The organism is Bradyrhizobium sp. CCBAU 11357, assembly GCF_028128865.1.
Taxonomy (GTDB): Bacteria; Pseudomonadota; Alphaproteobacteria; order Rhizobiales; family Xanthobacteraceae; genus Bradyrhizobium.
On the sequence record NZ_LBJW01000017.1, the window covers coordinates 72,043 to 89,429 of the forward strand.

General features: G+C 65.9%; 17 protein-coding genes. 11 read left to right on the top strand and 6 right to left on the bottom strand.

From position 1 onward, the window contains the following. Positions 1 to 15 precede the first annotated feature (15 nt). Genes XI05_RS05335 through XI05_RS05360 form a run of 6 tightly spaced genes read left to right on the top strand, consistent with a single transcriptional unit; the run spans position 16 to position 5,879 of the window. Positions 16 to 615 (top strand): CMD domain protein, encoded by a 600-nt coding sequence (locus XI05_RS05335; RefSeq protein ID WP_271500571.1) that lies wholly within the window; start codon positions 16 to 18, stop codon positions 613 to 615. Positions 616 to 626: 11 nt separating this feature from the next. Continuing rightward, positions 627 to 1,202, top strand: coding sequence for an alkylhydroperoxidase domain protein (locus XI05_RS05340; RefSeq protein WP_271499430.1), 576 nt, complete (start codon positions 627 to 629; stop codon positions 1,200 to 1,202). Between the two features lie 58 nt (positions 1,203 to 1,260). Beyond that, entirely contained in the window at positions 1,261 to 2,418 is a 1,158-nt protein-coding gene (locus XI05_RS05345; RefSeq protein ID WP_271499434.1) for an ABC transporter substrate-binding protein, read from the top strand. 55 nt (positions 2,419 to 2,473) lie between these two features. Further along, entirely contained in the window at positions 2,474 to 4,297 is a 1,824-nt protein-coding gene (locus tag XI05_RS05350) for an ABC transporter permease (protein ID WP_271499436.1), read from the top strand. Continuing rightward, positions 4,297 to 5,145 carry an ABC transporter ATP-binding protein gene (locus XI05_RS05355; RefSeq protein WP_271499438.1) on the top strand — a complete coding sequence of 283 codons (849 nt, stop codon included), beginning with the start codon at positions 4,297 to 4,299 and terminating at the stop codon, positions 5,143 to 5,145. The genes XI05_RS05350 and XI05_RS05355 overlap by 1 nt, the downstream gene beginning before the upstream one ends. Next, on the top strand, positions 5,142 to 5,879 hold the full coding sequence (locus XI05_RS05360) for an ABC transporter ATP-binding protein (protein ID WP_271499441.1): 738 nt from the start codon (positions 5,142 to 5,144) through the stop codon (positions 5,877 to 5,879). Before XI05_RS05355 ends, XI05_RS05360 begins: the two co-directional genes overlap by 4 nt. 3 nt (positions 5,880 to 5,882) lie before the next feature. On the opposite strand, the gene XI05_RS05365 is transcribed toward XI05_RS05360, so the two are convergent. Next, positions 5,883 to 7,397, bottom strand: coding sequence for an ATP-binding protein (locus XI05_RS05365; RefSeq protein ID WP_271499444.1), 1,515 nt, complete (start codon positions 7,395 to 7,397; stop codon positions 5,883 to 5,885). A gap of 244 nt (positions 7,398 to 7,641) precedes the next feature. Between XI05_RS05365 and XI05_RS05370 the strand changes: the two genes are divergently transcribed. Next, entirely contained in the window at positions 7,642 to 8,226 is a 585-nt protein-coding gene (locus XI05_RS05370) for a LysE family translocator (protein WP_172786975.1), read from the top strand. A 24-nt stretch (positions 8,227 to 8,250) separates the two neighbouring features. On the opposite strand, the gene XI05_RS05375 is transcribed toward XI05_RS05370, so the two are convergent. The 5 genes from XI05_RS05375 to XI05_RS05395 all read right to left on the bottom strand — a co-directional run bounded on the left by XI05_RS05375 (position 8,251) and on the right by XI05_RS05395 (position 14,662). Next, complete coding sequence (locus XI05_RS05375) at positions 8,251 to 9,315, bottom strand: ketopantoate reductase family protein (RefSeq protein ID WP_036006955.1); 1,065 nt, start codon at positions 9,313 to 9,315, stop codon at positions 8,251 to 8,253. Between the two features lie 1,013 nt (positions 9,316 to 10,328). After that, on the bottom strand, positions 10,329 to 10,964 hold the full coding sequence (locus tag XI05_RS05380) for a MarR family winged helix-turn-helix transcriptional regulator (protein WP_172786973.1): 636 nt from the start codon (positions 10,962 to 10,964) through the stop codon (positions 10,329 to 10,331). 815 nt (positions 10,965 to 11,779) lie between these two features. Then, the gene (gene fliI / locus XI05_RS05385; protein WP_260382456.1) at positions 11,780 to 13,105 is read right to left on the bottom strand and encodes a flagellar protein export ATPase FliI; all 1,326 of its coding nucleotides are present in this window, start codon (positions 13,103 to 13,105) and stop codon (positions 11,780 to 11,782) included. 36 nt (positions 13,106 to 13,141) lie between these two features. Continuing rightward, a complete protein-coding gene (gene flgF, locus XI05_RS05390; RefSeq protein WP_172786971.1) occupies positions 13,142 to 13,870 on the bottom strand; it encodes a flagellar basal-body rod protein FlgF in 729 nt (242 codons plus the stop codon). A gap of 3 nt (positions 13,871 to 13,873) precedes the next feature. Next, positions 13,874 to 14,662: a DUF1217 domain-containing protein gene (locus XI05_RS05395; protein WP_271499447.1), complete on the bottom strand. Its 789-nt coding sequence runs from the start codon at positions 14,660 to 14,662 to the stop codon at positions 13,874 to 13,876. 142 nt (positions 14,663 to 14,804) lie between these two features. On the opposite strand from XI05_RS05395, the gene motA reads away from it, so the two are divergent. From motA to fliN, 4 genes are all read left to right on the top strand, one after another. Beyond that, positions 14,805 to 15,701 carry a flagellar motor stator protein MotA gene (motA, locus tag XI05_RS05400; protein WP_271499450.1) on the top strand — a complete coding sequence of 299 codons (897 nt, stop codon included), beginning with the start codon at positions 14,805 to 14,807 and terminating at the stop codon, positions 15,699 to 15,701. Beyond that, complete coding sequence (locus tag XI05_RS05405) at positions 15,698 to 16,639, top strand: flagellar motor switch protein FliM (protein WP_271499452.1); 942 nt, start codon at positions 15,698 to 15,700, stop codon at positions 16,637 to 16,639. The genes motA and XI05_RS05405 overlap by 4 nt, the downstream gene beginning before the upstream one ends. After that, positions 16,620 to 16,934, top strand: a complete 315-nt coding sequence (locus XI05_RS05410) for a hypothetical protein (RefSeq protein WP_271499455.1) — start codon at positions 16,620 to 16,622, stop codon at positions 16,932 to 16,934. The genes XI05_RS05405 and XI05_RS05410 overlap by 20 nt, the downstream gene beginning before the upstream one ends. Positions 16,935 to 17,010: 76 nt before the next feature. Next, positions 17,011 to 17,385 (top strand): flagellar motor switch protein FliN, encoded by a 375-nt coding sequence (fliN, locus tag XI05_RS05415; RefSeq protein WP_172786966.1) that lies wholly within the window; start codon positions 17,011 to 17,013, stop codon positions 17,383 to 17,385. Positions 17,386 to 17,387 lie beyond the last annotated feature (2 nt).

Here is a 17,387-nt window from a genome sequence, read left to right on the forward strand (position 1 = left end):
GTACGAGGCTGAATGATGGCACCGAAGGATATCATCGACACGCTCGCCGGGATCGAGCCCGGCTCCACCCTGGATGCCATCCGCGCGCGCCGACTGCAGGCGCGCGAGAACGCGCAGAAGAGCTATCTCTCCCTGTTCGAGCCGATCGACGCCGGCGATTTTTCGCTCGCCGAACGCGCCGCGGTCGCCGCCTTCGTGACCGGGCTGCATGGCGAATCCCCCGTCGCCGCCTTCTACCGCGACAAGCTTGCCGCGACTGCGGATGGCGCGCCGCTGTCTGATGCGATCAAGGCCGAGATCGAGCGCGGCAAGACCTCGGGCCCATACGGCGCCTATCCGGCCGGCCCGCTGTCGATCGAGAACAAGGCCGGCGTGGTCTATCGCGTCAACGCGGAGCGCAAGCCTGTTCTCGGCGCCCGGCTTGTCGCGGCGCTTGAGCATGCGCATCTCCTGGTGTTCCACCCGCGCGACGCCGCATCCGCCGACATGAAGGCGCTGCTGGCCGCCGGCTGGTCGACCACCGGCATCGTCACGTTCTCGCAGCTCGTTGCGTTCCTGTCGTTCCAGCTGCGCGTCGTCAGCGGCTTGCGCACGCTCGCCGCGGCAAGCGCCTAGGAGGCCCAATCATGAGCACCGTCAATCCGCCCGTCGTCTTCACTCAGGACGAGCTCGGCTGGGTCTCGTGGATCGACCCGCTGCCCGAGGCCGAGCTGACCGAGCGGCACTATGCCGGCCTCGTCGACCGCTCCCGCGCCAAGTCGGAATATTTCCGCCTGCTGGTGCGCGATCCCGAAGTGCTGGAGGCCCGCACCAAGACCGACAAGGACATCTTCTACAACGTCGCCGACGGCCTGCCGCGCGCCGAGCGCGAGCTCGCAGCCGCTGCCACCTCGCGCTACAACGGCTGCATCTATTGCGCCTCGGTGCATGCGCGCTTCGCCAGCACCTATTCCAAGCGCCGCGACGACGTGCAGCGCCTGCTCGACGAAGGCGTCAACGCCGATCTCGGCGAACGCTGGAATGCGGTGGTCAAGGCCTCGGTGGCGCTGGCGGCCACGCCGATCGCGTTCGGGCCCGACAATATCGCGGAGCTGCGCCGCGCCGGTCTCGACGACGCCGAGATCGTCGATGTCATCAACGGCGCCTCGTTCTTCAACTGGGCAAACCGGCTGATGCTGTCGCTCGGCGAGCCCTCGAAATAGGCAATTTCACCGGCACGAGAATTGCTGCTTGTATCAACTGAAATGGATGGAGCCGTGCATGAGCAACATCGATCGTCGTACCCTGGTCAAAGGCTCTCTCGCCGCCATGATGGCCGGCACGGCCTTCTCGCGCAGCGCCTTTGCGCAATCCGCCGAGCCGATCCTGCTCGGCGTCAGCGGCCCCCTCACGGGACCGAACGCGCAATATGGCGCGCAGTGGAAGCAGGGCTTTGATCTTGCGCTCGACGAGATTCACGCCGCCGGCGGCATCAACGGCCGCAAGCTCGCCTACCAGTTCGAGGACAGCCAGAGCGATCCGCGCCAGTCGGTGGCGATCGCCCAGAAGTTCGTCTCCGATCCCCGCATCGTCATGGAGCTCGGCGATTTCTCCAGCCCCGCCTCGATGGCGGCCTCGCCGATCTATCAGCGCGGCGGCCTCGTGCAGTTCGGCTTCACCAATTCGCACCCCGACTTCACCAAGGGCGGCGACTTCATGTGGAGCACGTCCGTGAGCCAGGCCGACGAGCAGCCGCTGCTGGCGTCCTACGCCGTCAGGCGGCTCGGCCTGAAGAAGCTTGCGGTGCTGCACCTCAACACCGATTGGGGCCGCACCAGCCGCGATCATTTCGTCAAGGCGGCCAAGGAATACGGCGCCGAGATCGCCGTCACCGAGGGCTACATCGCCGAGGAGCGCGACTTCCGCTCCACCCTGGTGCGCGTGCGCGATGCCAGCCCGGACGGGTTGATCCTGATCTCCTATTATTCCGACGGCGCACTGATCGCGCGCCAGGCCCGCCAGGTCGGCCTGAAGCAGACGATCTGCGCCGCAAGCTCGGTGTACTCGCCGAAATTCCTGGAGCTCGGCGGCGAGGCGGTCGAGGACGTCCATCTCGGCACCCGCTATTTCCCGCAGGATCCGCGGCCCGAGGTGAGGAAGTTCATCGACGGCTTCAAGGCCAAGTACAACGGGCAGGAGCCCGACGCCTTCAACGCCTATTCCTACGACGCGATGAACATGGCCGCTGCCGTGGTGAAGATCGGCGGCACCGACCGCCGCGCCATCCGCGATGCCTTCGCCAAGGTGAAGGACGTCTCCAGCGTCATCTTCGGAAAGGCGACGTTCGACGTCGAGAGCCGCCGCGTCAAAGGCGCCATGAACGCCGAGCTCGTCGTGCGCAAGGGCCAGTTCTTGCTGTGGGACGGCAAGCCGACCTGACCTGATGGCCGGAGCGCACCGCTCCGGCCGCTTCATCCCGCATTAGGAACGCTGCGTGTCCTCCTGGTTTGACTACACGATCAACGGGCTGATCATCGGCAATGTCTACGCCCTGGTCGCGGTCGGGCTGGCGCTCATCTTCGGCGTCAGCCGTCTCATCAACTTCGCGCAAGGCTCGATCTATCTGGTCGGCGCCTATATCGGCTGGGTCGCGGTGGTGCAGCTGCATACGCCGCTGCCGCTCACCATCATCGTGGTGGCGGCGGCCGCCGCAATGGTTGGCCTAGTCATCGAGCGGTTCGGCCTGCGACCGCTGCAGAACTCGGTGCGCATCGCGCCGCTGCTCGCGACCATCGGCATCAGCTTCGTGCTCGATCAATTGGTGATGCTGACCTTCTCGCCCAATCCGCGCGCGCTGCCGAGCCAGCTGCCCGACGTGCGCTTCCAGCTCGGCGGTGGCACGATCGGGCCGCTCGATCTGCTCATCGCCGGCGTCGGCATCACCAGCGCGCTCTTGCTGTTCGTGTTCCTGCGCTACAGCAAGCTCGGCTGGGCCGTGCGCGCGGCGTCGCAGGACCGCGACGCCGCGATGCAGATGGGCGTCGACGTCAACCGCGTCAATCAGGCCGTCTTCGGCATCGCGGCGGCGCTCGGCGGCGTCTCCGGCATGCTGGTCGGCATGTACTACAACCAGATCGACACTGCGATGAGCCTGCAGGCGACGCTGAAGGGCGTCGTTGCCGAAGTGGTCGGCGGCGCCGGTAACGTGCCCGGCGCGGTGATCGGCAGCTTGCTGCTGGGCCTCGTCGAGAGCTACGGCGTTGCCGTGTTCGGCACCAGCTACCGCAACCTGTTCGCCTTCCTGCTGCTGGTCGTCGTCCTGGTGCTGCGGCCGAACGGCCTGTTCGTCAGCCCCCGGCAGGCACCGCCCGAGCCGCTCACCGGCACCTTCATCGCGCCGAGCCGCCCGTTGCGCATTCCGCGCTGGGCGTTGGCCGTTGCAGCGGGGATCTTCGCGGTGCTGCCGTTCTTCCCGGTGTCCTTCTACGTGCTCCAGACCCTGATCAATGCCTGGCTGCTCGGCATGCTCGCGCTCAGCCTCACGCTGGTTGCGGGCACCATGGGCCAGGTCTCGCTCGGGCATGCCGCGCTGCTCGCGATCGGCGCCTATACGTCGGCGTTGCTGTCGCTGACCCTCAACGTTCCGGCCGGCCTCGCCATCATCGGCGGCGGCCTGATGAGCGCTGCGCTCGGCACGCTCTTGATCTCGCCGTCCTTTCGCCTGCGCGGGCATTACGTTTCGATCGCGACGCTCGCGATCGGCGAGATCGTGTCGCTGGTGATCCTGAACTGGGAGAGCGTCACGCGCGGCCCGATCGGCATCTCCGGCATCCCGCCGCTGACCTTGTTCGGCTATGACCTGATCAGTCCGTCCTCGGTCTACTGGTTCAGTTTTGCGGTGATGGTCGTGCTGGCGTTGCTGCAGGGGCGGCTGCTCACCTCGCATCTCGGCCGCAGCTTTCGCGCCATCCGCGACGACGACATCGCCGCGCGCGCCTACGGCCTCAGCCTGAACCGCTACAAGTCGCTCGCCTTCATCTTCGGCGGCTTCGCCGCCGGCGTCAGCGGCGGCATCGCCGCGCATCTTTATTCCTACATCAACCACGAGACCTTCAACACGCAGCAATCGATCCTGGCGCTGACGGTCGTCATCCTCGGCGGCCTCGGCAACGTCGTCGGCGCGATCGTCGGGTCGGTCGCGCTGGTCGGCCTGCCTGAGGTGTTCCGGATCGCGGCGGAGTATCGCATCCTGATCTACGGCATCGTTCTCTTGCTGCTCGTGCGGTTCAGGCCGCAGGGCCTGCTGGGGACGATCTGATGGCGGAGCAGCTTCACCCCATGCTGTCCCTGCGCGGGCTGACGCGCCGTTTCGGCGGCCTCACCGCGGTCGACGCCATCGACCTCGATCTCGCCAAGGGCGAGCTGATCAGCATCATCGGCCCGAACGGCGCCGGCAAGACGACGCTGTTCAATCTCGTCACCGGGCTTGACCGGCCCGACGCCGGCACCGTGCACTTCGAAGGCCAGGACATCACCGGCCTGTCGCCGGAGCGGCTCGCGGCCGAGGGCATCGCGCGCACCTTCCAGCTCGGCCGCGTGTTCGGCAATCTCAGCGTCATGGACAACGTCCTGATCGGCGCACACACGCGGCTGCGCGCCGTGAAGCCGGCGGTGCCGGTGATCGGGCCGCTGCTGGAATTGGGGCTGGCCTTGCTGCGTCCAGCGAGCGTCAAGGCCGAGGAAGAACGGCTGCGCGAGGAGGTGAAGGCCATCCTCGCCCGCTTCGGCGAGCGGCTGCTGCCGCGCATCGATCAGCCCGCGTATAGCCTCTCCTACGCCAACCGCCGCCGCATCGAGATCGCCCGCGCCCTCGCGCTGAAGCCGCGGCTGCTGCTGCTCGACGAGCCCACCGCCGGCATGAACCCGACCGAGACCGCGGAGATGCAGGGGCTCGTCGCCGAATTGAAAGCCGAAGGGCTGACCATCCTCCTGATCGAGCACAAGCTGGAGATGGTGATGCGCCTGTCCGACCGCGTCATCGTCATGGACGAGGGCAAGAAGATCGCGGAAGGGCCGGGCGAGCAGGTGCGAACCGATCCCAAGGTGATCGAGGCCTATCTCGGCCACGGCCTGTCAGGGACGACCGAGCAGGAGAGCGCGGCATGACGAGCGCACCCGAAGCACTGCTGACTTTGTCGAACGTCAACACCTTCTACGGCCAGGCCCAGGTGCATTTCGACCTGTCGATCACGGTCGCGCGCCGCCACATCGTCTGCCTGCTCGGCGGCAACGCGAGCGGCAAGTCGACCACGATGAAGATCATCCTGGGCCTGGTAAAGCCGCGCTCGGGCGAGGTGACGTTCGATGGCGCCTCGCTGATCGGGCTTTCCACGCCGCAGATCGTCCGCCGCGGCATTGCCTCGGTGCCGGAGGCGCGGCGGCTGTTCGCCGACATGAGCGTGCGCGAGAACATCCTGATGGGCGCCTTCGTGCGCAACGACCGCGACGCCATTGCGCAGGATCTCGACAGGATGCTGACGCTGTTCCCGAAGCTCGGCCAGCGGCTGGCGCAGCGCGCCGGCTCGCTCTCCGGCGGCGAGCAGCAGATGGTGGCGATGGCGCGGGCGCTGATGAGCCGTCCCCGCATGATCGTGATGGACGAGCCGACCATGGGCCTGTCGCCGCTTTACGTCGACCGCGTGCTGGAGCTGATCCGCACCATCAACCAGGAGGGCGTCTCGGTCTTCATGGTCGAGCAGAACGCCAGCCTCGCGCTCGAGATCGCGCACGAGGCCTATGTGCTGCAGACCGGCAAGATCGTGCTATCCGGCCCGGCGCGCGCGTTGAAGGACGACCCCCGCATCCGCGACGCCTATCTCGGCGGCTCCGAGGCGGCCTGACGCTCAAGCCGACGCCGCGCTCGCGACCGTCTCCGCCGGCAGATCGTCGCCATTGGGATCGCCCGGCGCGGTCGCCCAGGCGAGCTCCACCAGCGTCACGATCCGGCGGCCGCCGCCGTCGAGCTGGACGACGATCAGGCCCTGCTCCTCCATATAGCCGAGCAGGCGCTGCGCGCGGCGCAGCGAGTGCGAGCCGTAGGCGCGGGCGATCGCGGCATCACCGGGGCACGGCCAGCCTTCCTTCGCCGCGCGCGCGATCATCTTGAACACGCCTTGCATGTCGTCGGGCAGGATCGAGGCGCGCAGCGACACGTCCTGCCAGGCGTGGTCCTCGGCGAGATCGGTGCCGACGCCGGCGCGCGCATGCGTCAGCATGCGGCGGAATTCGTTGAGATCAGGCACCGCCGCCCCCAAACCCTCGATGCGGCAGCGGACCACGAACTCCTGATAGAGCACGCCGATGGCGCGGAAGCCGGCGTCGGGCTCGGCCAGCACGGCACGCAGCGTACGATCCACGCGCTCGCGCCGCTCGGCGAGCTGTTCGGCGCTGACGGGCGCCTCGACCGCCTCTGGCCGGATCTCCGGCACGGCGGCGGCCTTCGCCGCGCGAAGCTGCTCGAGCAGATCCGGCGCCGGCCGTCGCTGCGGCCGGCTGGCATCGGGCGGTGGTGCGGCGAGGATCACTGCGCGGGCATCTTCAAGCGTGGCCTCCGGCAGCGGCATCAGCCGTGGCGTCGAATTGCGCGGGCTCGTTTCCGTCGGGCCGATGTTGAGACGCAGCGGCCGGCGCGACAGCGCAGGTCCCAGCGCCATGAACTGGCCGCGCTCGAGATCGCGGAAGGCTTCGGCCTGCCGCCGTTCCATGCCGAGCAGGTCGGCGGCGCGCGCCATGTCGATGTCGAGGAAGGTACGGCCCATCAGGAAGTTCGAGGCTTCCGCCGCGACGTTCTTGGCGAGCTTGGCCAGGCGCTGGGTCGCGATGATGCCGGCAAGCCCACGCTTGCGGCCGCGGCACATCAGATTGGTCATGGCGCCGAGCGAAAGTTTGCGCGCTTCGTCCGAGACTTCGCCGGCCACCGCCGGCGCAAACAGCTGCGCCTCGTCGACGACGACGAGCATCGGGTACCAATGATCGCGGTCGACGTCGAACATCCCGCCGAGGAAGGCAGCCGCGCGCCGCATCTGGTTCTCGGCATCGAGGCCTTCGAGATTGAGCACGGTGGAGACACGATGTAGCCGTGCGCGTTCGCCCGCGACCTGAAGGCCGCGCTCGGTGTGGTCCTCAGCCTCGATCACCAGATGGCCGAAGCGCTCGGCCAGCGTGACGAAATCGCCCTCGGGATCGATGATGGCCTGCTGCACCCAGGGCGCGCTCTGTTCCAGCAGCCGCCGCAAGAGATGCGACTTGCCGGAGCCCGAATTGCCCTGCACCAGGAGACGGGTCGCCAGCAGTTCCTCGAGGTCCATGGCGGCCGCGGCGCCCGCCGTGGTCTGCCCCATCTCGATCGCAACCGTCATGTCCCCGACTCAAGTCCCCGTCATTCGCGGACAGCGGCTTATCAATCCAGCGGTGGCGCGTCGAGCGCTCCAGCGCGAATCAGGCGGTGTTGCCCACGTCAAAACCGGAAAGCATTCACTGTGAGCGGCAGGAACCCGGTGCCGAACGGCGTCGGTTCGCCGACCAAGGGGCCGCATCGGCGATCGCTCGGCCCGAAATGATGCAGATCAAGATCGATGAGCCCGAGACCTGCTATCTGGCCGTATGACGTTTCTGACCTTCTTCACGGCGACTTATTTCCTGCTGGCGGTGCCGGGGCCGACCAACACCCTGCTCGCGACATCGGGCGCCGGAGCCGGCATCTCGCGCTCCCTTCATCTGCTCGCGGCGGAGCTGTGCGGTTATCTGCTGGCGATCGCGGTGCTGCGGCTGGCGCTCGGTCCGGTCATCAGCGACATCCCGATTGCGGCGCTGGTGCTCCGCGTCGCCGTGACGATCTACATCCTGTGCCTCGCGGCCATGCTCTGGCGCGTCAACACGCGCGAGCTGCGCGACGGTGCTGCGGTGACGTTCGGTCAGGTGCTGCTGACGACCCTGTTGAACCCGAAAGCATTGGTCTTCGCGTTCCTGCTCCTGCCGCTTGGGGCCGGACCGCTCGAACTGGTGCCGTGGCTCGGCGTGATCGCGCTTCAGATTCTCACCGCCGGCGCCGCATGGATCATTCTGGGCGCAACGCTCGGACGCGGCGCGCGCCGCCTCGGGCGCCCTGACCTCGTCACGCGCACCGGCGCAGTCACGCTGGTCGCGGTGACCGGCCTGATCTGGCTGCAATCGTTCCTGATCGCCTGAGCGCCGACGTCGCTGGAAGCGGCGCTACTGCGCGCCGGAGCCGCCCTGCACGATCTTCTCGTTCAGCTTCTGGTCCACGGTGTCGACGGTGCGATCGATCTCGGCGTTGGGCACGCCGAGCTGATGCGAGATCAGCTTCACCAGGAGGTCGACGCGCTCGATGAAGGGCGCGCCGCTCGCGACCGCGCGCGCGGCCGATGACGGCTTGAGCAGGCTCTCCGCGGCCTTGGCATATTTCGCGAACGGCACCTGGTCCTGCGGATCGGCGCCGAGGCGGCGGGCGATCGCGTCGACATGGTCGTAGATCGTCTGCGAGCGATTGAGATCGCCGTGCACGGCATCGCGGATCGACTGCGGCTCGTTCGGCGTGATGCAGCGGTAATTGCCGGTGAGCAGCATCGACCATTTCGCCAGCGGCACGAACAGGGAATCGAACACTTTCAGTTTCACCGGCACGTCGTGGCCGTCGAGCGTCACCGCGTCGATGTCGGCCTCCAGCTCGCGCAGCAGCTTGTTGTGCTTCTCGTCGGCGAAGACCGACGCCTTGAAATTGGTGGGCAGGCCGACATGCAGCACGTTGGCGGCTTCTTCCGGCGGACGGAAGGCCTGCGGGTCGGGCGAGCACAGCGTCACCAGCCCGGGCTCGAACCGCTCCCACACCTGCGCATTGGTGTAGGCCTCCTCGAGATCCATGTCGGCGAGTGCCGGAATCCGCTTCAGATAGGGCAGGGGCGGCATGTTCATGATCGACAGGCACGGCAGCTTCGCCGCGGCGATCTTGACCATGAGGACGCGCACCGTGTGGTTGGTGTATTGCGGCTCCTGCATCGCGAGGCCGACCAGATCGTAGCGGGAGAGGTCGACATTGGCCGGCGTCACCGCATCGAGCTTGCCGGGGAGGTTGCGGGAGAAGATCGCCCGGTGCACCGCCTCGTCACGCAACTTGATGCGGACCTCGGTACCGTCCCGGTTGATCAGCTCCGCCGTCTTGGCGCGGCAGACCAGGGTCACGTTGTGCCCGGCCATCAGCAGCTTCGTGCCCAGCAGGGAGCCGTAAGAAGCCCCGAGAATCAATATGTTGCGCGCCATGCTCCGTCCCTTTGGCAATGTGTGTGTTTTTTCGGCCCCGGCCGTCATCCGCGGGGCGCGTTGGGGGCATGTAAAGCGAACTGCGGAAGGATGGCAACTGGGATAATGCATACAAGGCGAGGCCGGGCTCCGGCCGCCGCCCAGCCCCACGTCTCGCCCCGGTCTCGGATTGCGCTCCATCCCGGCTGCGCCATCGTGCCTGTTTCGCCTGCCGTCAACCCACTCCGGCAAAAATATTCCGCTTTACCGAAATTCGGTTTTGGCGTATGTGTCGTCCATCCCGGCTCAACCAAGAGGGGCGATCTTGTGGTCGTCACTGTCGCGAGCCGGGCTTGCGGTGGACGCGGCAGCGTCGGCACGAGAGGTGCGGGCAGGGCGGGTAGTCCCTGTGAGTCCGTAGCCGCGTGCGGACGAACGGCGCTGCTAGGCTTCGTCTCGCTTGTAAGTTTCTGGCTTCGTCGACAGGGCCGGGAAAACTGCGGCGAAATGGCGGGCCGTGCGTACGGCAAAACCGTGTGGTCCTGGCCGTCGTTGCTACGGTCAAGCTTCTGCGGAGGTGCGAGCGAGCCCAACCGGGCAGACTGCATCATGCAATTCGCGGGGCGAGGGAGGCCAGAAGGAAAGTTCGGCTCCCGGGAGAGCACGGCATAAGCCGTCCGACCATCGCGCAGGGAAGGCCGTGTGTACGGCTTCACCTGTATGCCGCTGTGCAATTCCTTTTGCGCTACACGCGCACAGCGGACCGTGGGTGCCAGCCGGCACCCGGTCTTCCCTGCGCCCTTTTGGATTGGAGGGTGGAGCGACGAAGCAAAGCTCGGGCGAAATCAGCCGCGAGAACGGGAAGGCGTGTCCGCAGGCCGAGATGAGAGTTGGTGAATGACGACGCGATCTCATATTCAAGTCATTGCGAGCGAAGCGAAGCAATCCAGTGTCTTTCCGCGGACAGATTCTGGATTGCTTCGCTTCGCTCGCAATGACGATATTGATGGACCGCATGCCGCTTCTTGGCGGCCTCAGCCCTGGCTCGCCACGCGGTCGCGGTCGAGATGCTGCTCGATCTTGGGACGGTCACGCGTGCGCTCGAAGCTGGTGCAGAGCAGCTCGGTCTCCTCGAGCGAGATCGGAGCACGATAGAGCCGGCACATGAACTCGGCGTTTCCACGTCCCTTGCCGGTGCCCGGGCCGCGCTCTGCGAGAAACATGCAGTCGCGGCAGATGCTCGCTTCGAGCCGCTGATGGGCCGCGTCGAGGTGATTGAGGATCTCGCGGAGAGAGTCGCGCAGCTTGATGCACTCGTCGGTCCCGAGCGCCGTCACCGCGTTCACCACGTGATTGATCGGATCGTGCTGGCTCAGGCATTTCTCGCCCTGGGACGTGACATTCAGGACGACGGAACGCTTGTCCTCGTGCGACGGCTTTCGCACCAGGAACGACTTGCTCTCCAGAGTCTTCACGATCTGCGATGCAGTCGCTCGCGTGGCGCCGATGAAGCCGGCGAGTGCGGACGGCGTGCGCGAAAACCTGTTGGCGCGCCCGAGAAAGCGCAGCGCCATCCACTCCCGATCGCGCAATCCATGCTGATTGCCCTCGAAATACCAAGCCCTCGCCGCCTGAACCAGCAGCTCGACGGCTTCCCGCGCCAATGGCATGAATCTACCTCGTCCCCGGAACTTCGTCTGCGGCGTCCCGAAGCCGCTTTGCGCCCTGAGTGTCAGACGAGCATGTCGGATCGAACTCTTGCACAAAGGCACGGATCGCAACGCGCTCGACCTGGGCGGATGAGCGTCGCATCGTCCGGAGCGAGAAGCCGTATCGCTGATGGCATGCCGACAGCGTCGTCGTCGCGCGGGAGCTCGGATTGCCGTCGCCGGCGAACGGTGGACCGGAATAGCTCAACCGAAGCCCCCAAAAGTTCAAGTCACAAGCAGACGTTTCTTCTACTCAACCAAAACGATGGATGAGCTTCTCAACAAAATCAAGTAGAGACCCTCTCGCAGACTGGATGTCGTTGCAGGCGAATGTAACGTTCAAGACAATTTCACTTCCAGGGACACATGATAGTGAACGCAATACGCTGCCCCGCGCGCAACATGCACGCAACTATACGACGGTTTGATTGCACGGCACGTTGTTGTCTGGCGTTGATGCAAATTGATCGAAGCTTGTGCATCACGACCGGGTTTGGCGGCACGTCATCCACAACTTGTGCGTTCTGCCGAGGAATCGTCGAGGGAATTCGTTGGAATTACACGTGACGGTTGTTCCCGCACTGCTTGCAGAATCGACCCTTCGATTGCTTGCATCGCGTTTGCGGGCTTGTGCTCACCCGAACGGGTGAATTCGTTCAAGAGAAAAATTGGCGACCGGTGTGCATGCGCATGCGCTGGAAGCGTAGTGACATGCGCAATCTCCCGTCGAAAACCACGGGCACGGCGCGCGGCACGCGCCTCGCCCTCTCAATCCGTCAGTCGCCCTTGAGCATGTCCCGAAGCTCGCGGAACGGATCGGCGCTCGGCGGGGCCGACGCGCCTTGCCGCATCGCGCTGTAGATTCGCGGGACCATCTCGACCGCTTGGTCGAGACTCGAATCACGTCCCGGCTGATAGCCGCCCATCAGGCGAAGGTCGCGCGTATCCTCGTATTTCGCGATCATGGCGCGCAGCTTGCTCACCAATTCGCGCTCCTCCGGGTCCCAGACGTTGTGGGCGAGGCGGGAGACCGAGGCCAGAACGTCGACGGCCGGATAGCGCGCCTGGTCTGCGATGTGCCTGGAGAGCACGATGTGCCCATCGAGCGTGCTGCGGATGGTGTCGGCGATGGGTTCGTTGTGATCGTCGCCGTCGACCAGCACGGAGAAGATCCCGGTGATGGTGCCGGATCCCTCCTCGCCCGGGCCGGCGCGCTCGAGCAGGCGCGGCAGATCGGTGAAGACGGTCGGCGCGTAGCCGCGCGCTACCGCGGGCTCGCCGGCGGCGAGCGCGACCTCGCGAGCGGCGTGGGCGAAGCGGGTGATCGAATCCACCATCAGCAGGACCGATTCGCCGCGGTCGCGGAAATATTCGGCGACCGCCATCGCGGTCTTCGGCGCCAGCCGGCGCATCATCGGGCTTTCGTCGCCCGTCGACACGATTGTGACAGCGCGGTGACGGTCGTTGCCCAGCACGTCCTCGATGAACTCGCGCACCTCGCGGCCGCGCTCGCCGACCAGGGCCAGCACGACGGTGTCGAAGCCCTGGCTGCGGGCGAGCATCGCGAGCAGCGTCGATTTGCCGACGCCCGATCCGGCAAAAATGCCGACGCGCTGGCCGGCGCAGATCGGCGCGAACAGGTCGATGACGCGCACGCCGGTGCGCAGCGGCTTGTGCACGCGTGCGCGCTTCATGGCGGACGGCGCTTCGGTCTCGGCCGAGACCGCCTGCGACCCTTGCGTGAGAGGCCCCAGTCCGTCCAGCGGCGCGCCGAGGGCGTTGATGACGCGGCCCTTCCAACTCGGATCGGGCGCAAAGGACAGAGGCGGCATGCGGGAGGCGACCGAGCCGAGCCCGCCTGCGAACTGCCGGTCGAACGGCTTGGCAATGATGCCGTCGCTGTCGATCCGCACCACCTCGCCGATCTGGCGCTTGCCGCCGCAATCGACGCCGATGAGCTCGCCGAGCCTGACGAAGCGCGACAGGCCGGAGACGCGGAAATGCGTCGGCGCGATCTCGGAGATCGCGCCGCTGACGCTTGCCAGGGGAGTGCTCTGCTGAAGCTCCAGCAGCGCCCACTCGAGTTGCCGAAGAGCGTTCAAGGAAACCGTCCAACCTTATTGCGCACGCGGCACACTCTACTTGCCGGGTTCGCCGAGCGTCCGGATCGCGTTCTGCAGCGAGCTCTCGGTGCCCTCGATCATCGAGTTGGTGCCGTCGAAGGCGCGCGAGGCCGCGATCAGCTTGGTCAATTCCATCATTGGATTGGCGCCGGAGCCTTCGACATAGCCCTGCTTGAAGCCGTCCCGGGAGAAGTCGGCGATTGCAGTGGCGGGTCGGTCGGGCGTCACGCCGGAATTGCCGTAGCGTTCGAGATTGGCGTCGGCCGGAATGCTGAACAGGCCGATGGTGCCGATCTCGTTGTTGTCCTGGATGATCGCGCCGCTGCGCGCGATCGAGATCGGTCCGCCGTTCGGGTCGAGCGTGATCTGCGCGCCGCCGGAATCGACGACCGGAAAGCCGCTCACGGTCTGAAGATCGCCGTTGGGGGCGATCTGGAGCCGGCCGTCGCGCGTGTAGACCGTGCCGTTCGGACCGGCGAAGGCGATCCAGCCCTGGCCGACCACGGCGACGTCGAGCGGGTTGCCGCTCTCGGTGATGTTGCCCATCTCGCGCGAGATGATGTTGTCGCCGGGCGAGGAGAACGCCACCGGCGTCGGGCCCGCCTTGGACAGCACGGTCTCGAACTTCACCACGTCGGTGCGGAACGCCGCCGTGTTGACGTTGGCGACGTTGTTGGCGATCGTCTGCAGGCGCTTTTCGAGGGCGACCTGCGCCGACAATCCCACATAGAGAGCCGATTGCATGACTTACCTGTTGAACTTGATGTTCTGAAGCGTCGTCAGCACGTTGGTATCCATGCTGACCGACGTCGCGGCGCCGGCGATCAGGACCAGCGCGGGATTGGTCGAGCTGCCGTTCTGGGCCTGGGTCGCATCCCACATCGCCGCAAAGCGCTGCACGAACTTCGTCACCTTGGCCGGGTCCTGGAAGTCGGCGAGATTGATCTTGTCCGCGATCATCTTGGCCTGGGCGTCGATGTCGGCCGAGCTGATCGTCGCCGGCAGGCCGAGCGCGGTCTGCACCACCTGCGTCAGCGCCTTGTCGGCCAGGACCTGGTAGGCGGTCGTGATGGTGGAAGCCTTGCGGGTGAAATACAGCGCCAGCCGCAGGCCCTCGTTCTGGTCCCCGGCCTTCTCCTCCATCGCCTGCGTGACGAATTGGGTCGCCGTGCCGGTCGTGGCCGCGGCGGTCTGAGTCGCCTTGTCGCCGAGCGCGGCGAAATTGAAGGCGGTTGCGAATTGCCGGTAGCGGACGTCAGTCAGCTTGTTGGCGAAGGCGTCCTTGCTCGCGACGCCCTCGGTCAGCACCTTGCGCATGAACGCCTTGGCGTAGGTCATGTCGCTGAGGCCATAGGCCTTCATCGCATAGGAGTAGAGGCGGTAGTCCTTCAGGAAGTCGTCGACGGTCTTCACGTTGCCGATATGGCCGAGGAAATAATCGGTTTCGCGGCTGACATCCGGCTGCTGCGCGACCTGCGTCAGCGACTTGCCCATGTCCTTGGTCAGCCTGGTGTAGTCCGCGATGGTGGATAGCATGACACGCGCCCCTCTGGCGCCGTTTGCGACGCCGCTTCAAGCTGCCGCCGATTGCTTGCGCGGGGCTGGCGACCTCAAAGCCAGCTTCGCGCAAGCGTCGCCGACTAGGTATTCCCGGTGGGATCGGCGATGGAGCGGCGCGTTGGGCAGTTTCGTGGGGATTTTCATCACGGTAGCGGCGCTGCTCGGCGGTTTTGCCGCCATGGGCGGGCACCTGGCCGTGCTCATGCAGCCGTGGGAGTTCGTGATCATCATCGGCACCGCGGTCGGTACCTTCATCGTGGCCAATCCGTGGAAGACGGTCGTCGACAGCGGGGTCGCCTGCATGCAGGCCATCACCAACGCGGTGCCGGGACAGCGCTATTACCTCGACCTGCTCGGCGCGCTGCACGCTTTGATGCGTGAGCTGCGAGGCAAGGGCCGCAACGAGGTGGAGGCGCATATCGACGACCCCTCGAACTCCGAGATCTTCAAGGCATTCCCCAGCGTGCTCGGCGACCCCTCGCTGCTCCAGTTCATCTGCGACTACGTCCGTCTCATCATCATGGGCAATGCGCGCACGCACGAGATCGAGGCGCTGATGGACGAGGAGATCCACACCATCGTCAAGGGCAAGCTGGCTCCTTACCATGCGCTGGTGACGGTCTCGGAGGCGATGCCGGCGCTCGGTATCGTCGCTGCGGTGCTCGGCGTCATCAAGGCGATGGGGGCGCTCGATCAGTCGCCGAAGCTGCTGGGCGGCTTCATCGGCGCCGCTCTCGTCGGTACCTTCGCCGGCATCTTCCTGTCCTACGGCATCATTTCGCCCTTCGCGATCAAGATCAAGATGACGCGCGAGAAGAAGTGCCGGCCCTACATCATCGTCAAGCAGACGCTGCTGGCGTTCATGAACGGCGCCATGCCCCAGATCGCGGTCGAGCACGGCCGCAAGATGATCTCGAGCAGCGAACGTCCCTCGATCGATGTCGTCGAGAACGAGACGATCGCAGGTCCCAAGGCCGTCGTTGCCGACGCTGAACCCAAGGCGGCGCGCGCATGATGATGGAAGACGCCGAAGTCGATCAGCGCAAGCAGCTGCCGAACTACCTGCTGGACGCTGCCGGCATATCGATCGACCGCATGCCGATGCTCAATGTGATCTTCGATCGCATGGCGGCATCGTGCACCGACAGCCTGCAGCCGATGGCCGGAACGCCCTGCTATTTCTCGGTCAACGGCATCACCAACGATCCGCTCGGCGACATCATCAAGGACTACGAGGGCAACGCGGTCGCGGCCGTCCTCTATGCCGAGCAGTGGGACTCGCGCGTCATCATCATGCTCGACCGCGACTTCGTGTTCACGATGGTCGAGGCGATGTTCGGCTCCGACGGAGCGGAACCGCCGCTTGACGTCGAACGCACGTTCTCGAACATTGAGATCCGGCTGGTCCAGGCGCTGTTCGAGCGGTTCGCCAAGGCGCTGCAGGGCGCCTTCGCCGGAACGTCCAACGTCACCTTCCGCGTCGAGCGTGTCGAGACCGCGATGGCGTCGCTGGCGATCGGACGCGCCAGCAACATGTCGATCTGCGCGAACATGATGGTGCAGGCGCTCTACCGCGGCGGTCAGATGTTCCTGATCATTCCGCACTCCGCGCTCAACCCGCTCAGGCAGAAGCTTGCAACCGTCACCGCCAGCGACGGCCGCACGACCGATCCGCGTTGGCGCGAGCAGATGGAGAGCGAGGTCCAGCGTACCGAGGTGACGCTGAGCGCGGTGCTCGACGAGAAGATGATCTCGCTCGAGGACGTCGTGAAGTTCAAGGTGGGGCAGGTGCTGGAGCTGGAGGCCACGCCGCGCACGCTGGCTCGCCTCGAGAGCAACAATCAGGTGCTGTTCTGGTGTCAGATCGGCCAGCTTGATGGCTATTACGCCATGCAGGTGGCAGATCCCGTGGATCAGAAACGGGAGTTCGTCGATGATATCCTATCTCGTTGATGCCGTGCTGCTGATCGCGCTCGCCTTCACCAGCATGCGGGTGACCCGGATGCACCGCGAGCTGGCGCGGTTGCGCAGCTATCAGGGCGAATTCTCGACCATCGTGCACGAGACCGCGGGCGCCTTCGACACCGTGATTACCGCGGCGCACGAATCCACCGCAAATCTCGGACGCCTGGCCAACGTGCTGGGCACGAAGATCGACCAGGCCCACGAGGCGATCGCGGCGCTCGACGCGCGGAGCGGGCTCGCACCAATCGCGACGGCGGCGACCGCCGATCTGAACAAGCACTGAAGCCCCCACCCGGCAGAAGAATACGACCGGAACGCAGCGGCGCTCCGGCAGCGGAAATACCAAGAGGCGATACCAAATGGCGCAATCCTTCGACTACGAGTCTGCATCTGCATCGACTGAGGCCGAGACGTCACCGCTGGAACGCCTGGCCGAGATCGCCCAGCGCACGGCCGAGGAGACCGGCAAGTTCGCCAATGTCGACGCTATCCTGCGCATTCCCGTCACCATGCAGGTGGTGCTGGGATCGGCGACCATTCCGGTGGCGAACCTGATGAAGCTCGGACGCGGCGCGGTGGTTCCGCTCGATCACCGGGTCGGGGAGCCCGTCGATGTCGTCGTCAACGGCCGCATCGTCGCCCGCGGCGAGGTGGTCGTCGTCGAAGAGGACAATTCCCGCTTCGGCGTCTCGCTCACCGAGATCGTCGGGCCGCTGGGGCAGGGTGATACCTGACC

What these genes read in the sequence shown, in the direction of transcription:
- XI05_RS05335 (WP_271500571.1), top strand. Translation starts at nt 16, where the DNA reads ATGGCACCGAAGGATATCATCGACACGCTCGCCGGGATCGAGCCCGGC.
- XI05_RS05340 (WP_271499430.1), top strand. Translation starts at nt 627, where the DNA reads ATGAGCACCGTCAATCCGCCCGTCGTCTTCACTCAGGACGAGCTCGGC.
- XI05_RS05345 (WP_271499434.1), top strand. Translation starts at nt 1,261, where the DNA reads ATGAGCAACATCGATCGTCGTACCCTGGTCAAAGGCTCTCTCGCCGCC.
- XI05_RS05355 (WP_271499438.1), top strand. Translation starts at nt 4,297, where the DNA reads ATGGCGGAGCAGCTTCACCCCATGCTGTCCCTGCGCGGGCTGACGCGC.
- XI05_RS05360 (WP_271499441.1), top strand. Translation starts at nt 5,142, where the DNA reads ATGACGAGCGCACCCGAAGCACTGCTGACTTTGTCGAACGTCAACACC.
- XI05_RS05365 (WP_271499444.1), bottom strand. Translation starts at nt 7,397, where the DNA reads ATGACGGTTGCGATCGAGATGGGGCAGACCACGGCGGGCGCCGCGGCC.
- XI05_RS05370 (WP_172786975.1), top strand. Translation starts at nt 7,642, where the DNA reads ATGACGTTTCTGACCTTCTTCACGGCGACTTATTTCCTGCTGGCGGTG.
- XI05_RS05375 (WP_036006955.1), bottom strand. Translation starts at nt 9,315, where the DNA reads ATGGCGCGCAACATATTGATTCTCGGGGCTTCTTACGGCTCCCTGCTG.
- XI05_RS05380 (WP_172786973.1), bottom strand. Translation starts at nt 10,964, where the DNA reads ATGCCATTGGCGCGGGAAGCCGTCGAGCTGCTGGTTCAGGCGGCGAGG.
- flgF (WP_172786971.1), bottom strand. Translation starts at nt 13,870, where the DNA reads ATGCAATCGGCTCTCTATGTGGGATTGTCGGCGCAGGTCGCCCTCGAA.
- XI05_RS05395 (WP_271499447.1), bottom strand. Translation starts at nt 14,662, where the DNA reads ATGCTATCCACCATCGCGGACTACACCAGGCTGACCAAGGACATGGGC.
- XI05_RS05405 (WP_271499452.1), top strand. Translation starts at nt 15,698, where the DNA reads ATGATGATGGAAGACGCCGAAGTCGATCAGCGCAAGCAGCTGCCGAAC.
- XI05_RS05410 (WP_271499455.1), top strand. Translation starts at nt 16,620, where the DNA reads ATGATATCCTATCTCGTTGATGCCGTGCTGCTGATCGCGCTCGCCTTC.
- fliN (WP_172786966.1), top strand. Translation starts at nt 17,011, where the DNA reads ATGGCGCAATCCTTCGACTACGAGTCTGCATCTGCATCGACTGAGGCC.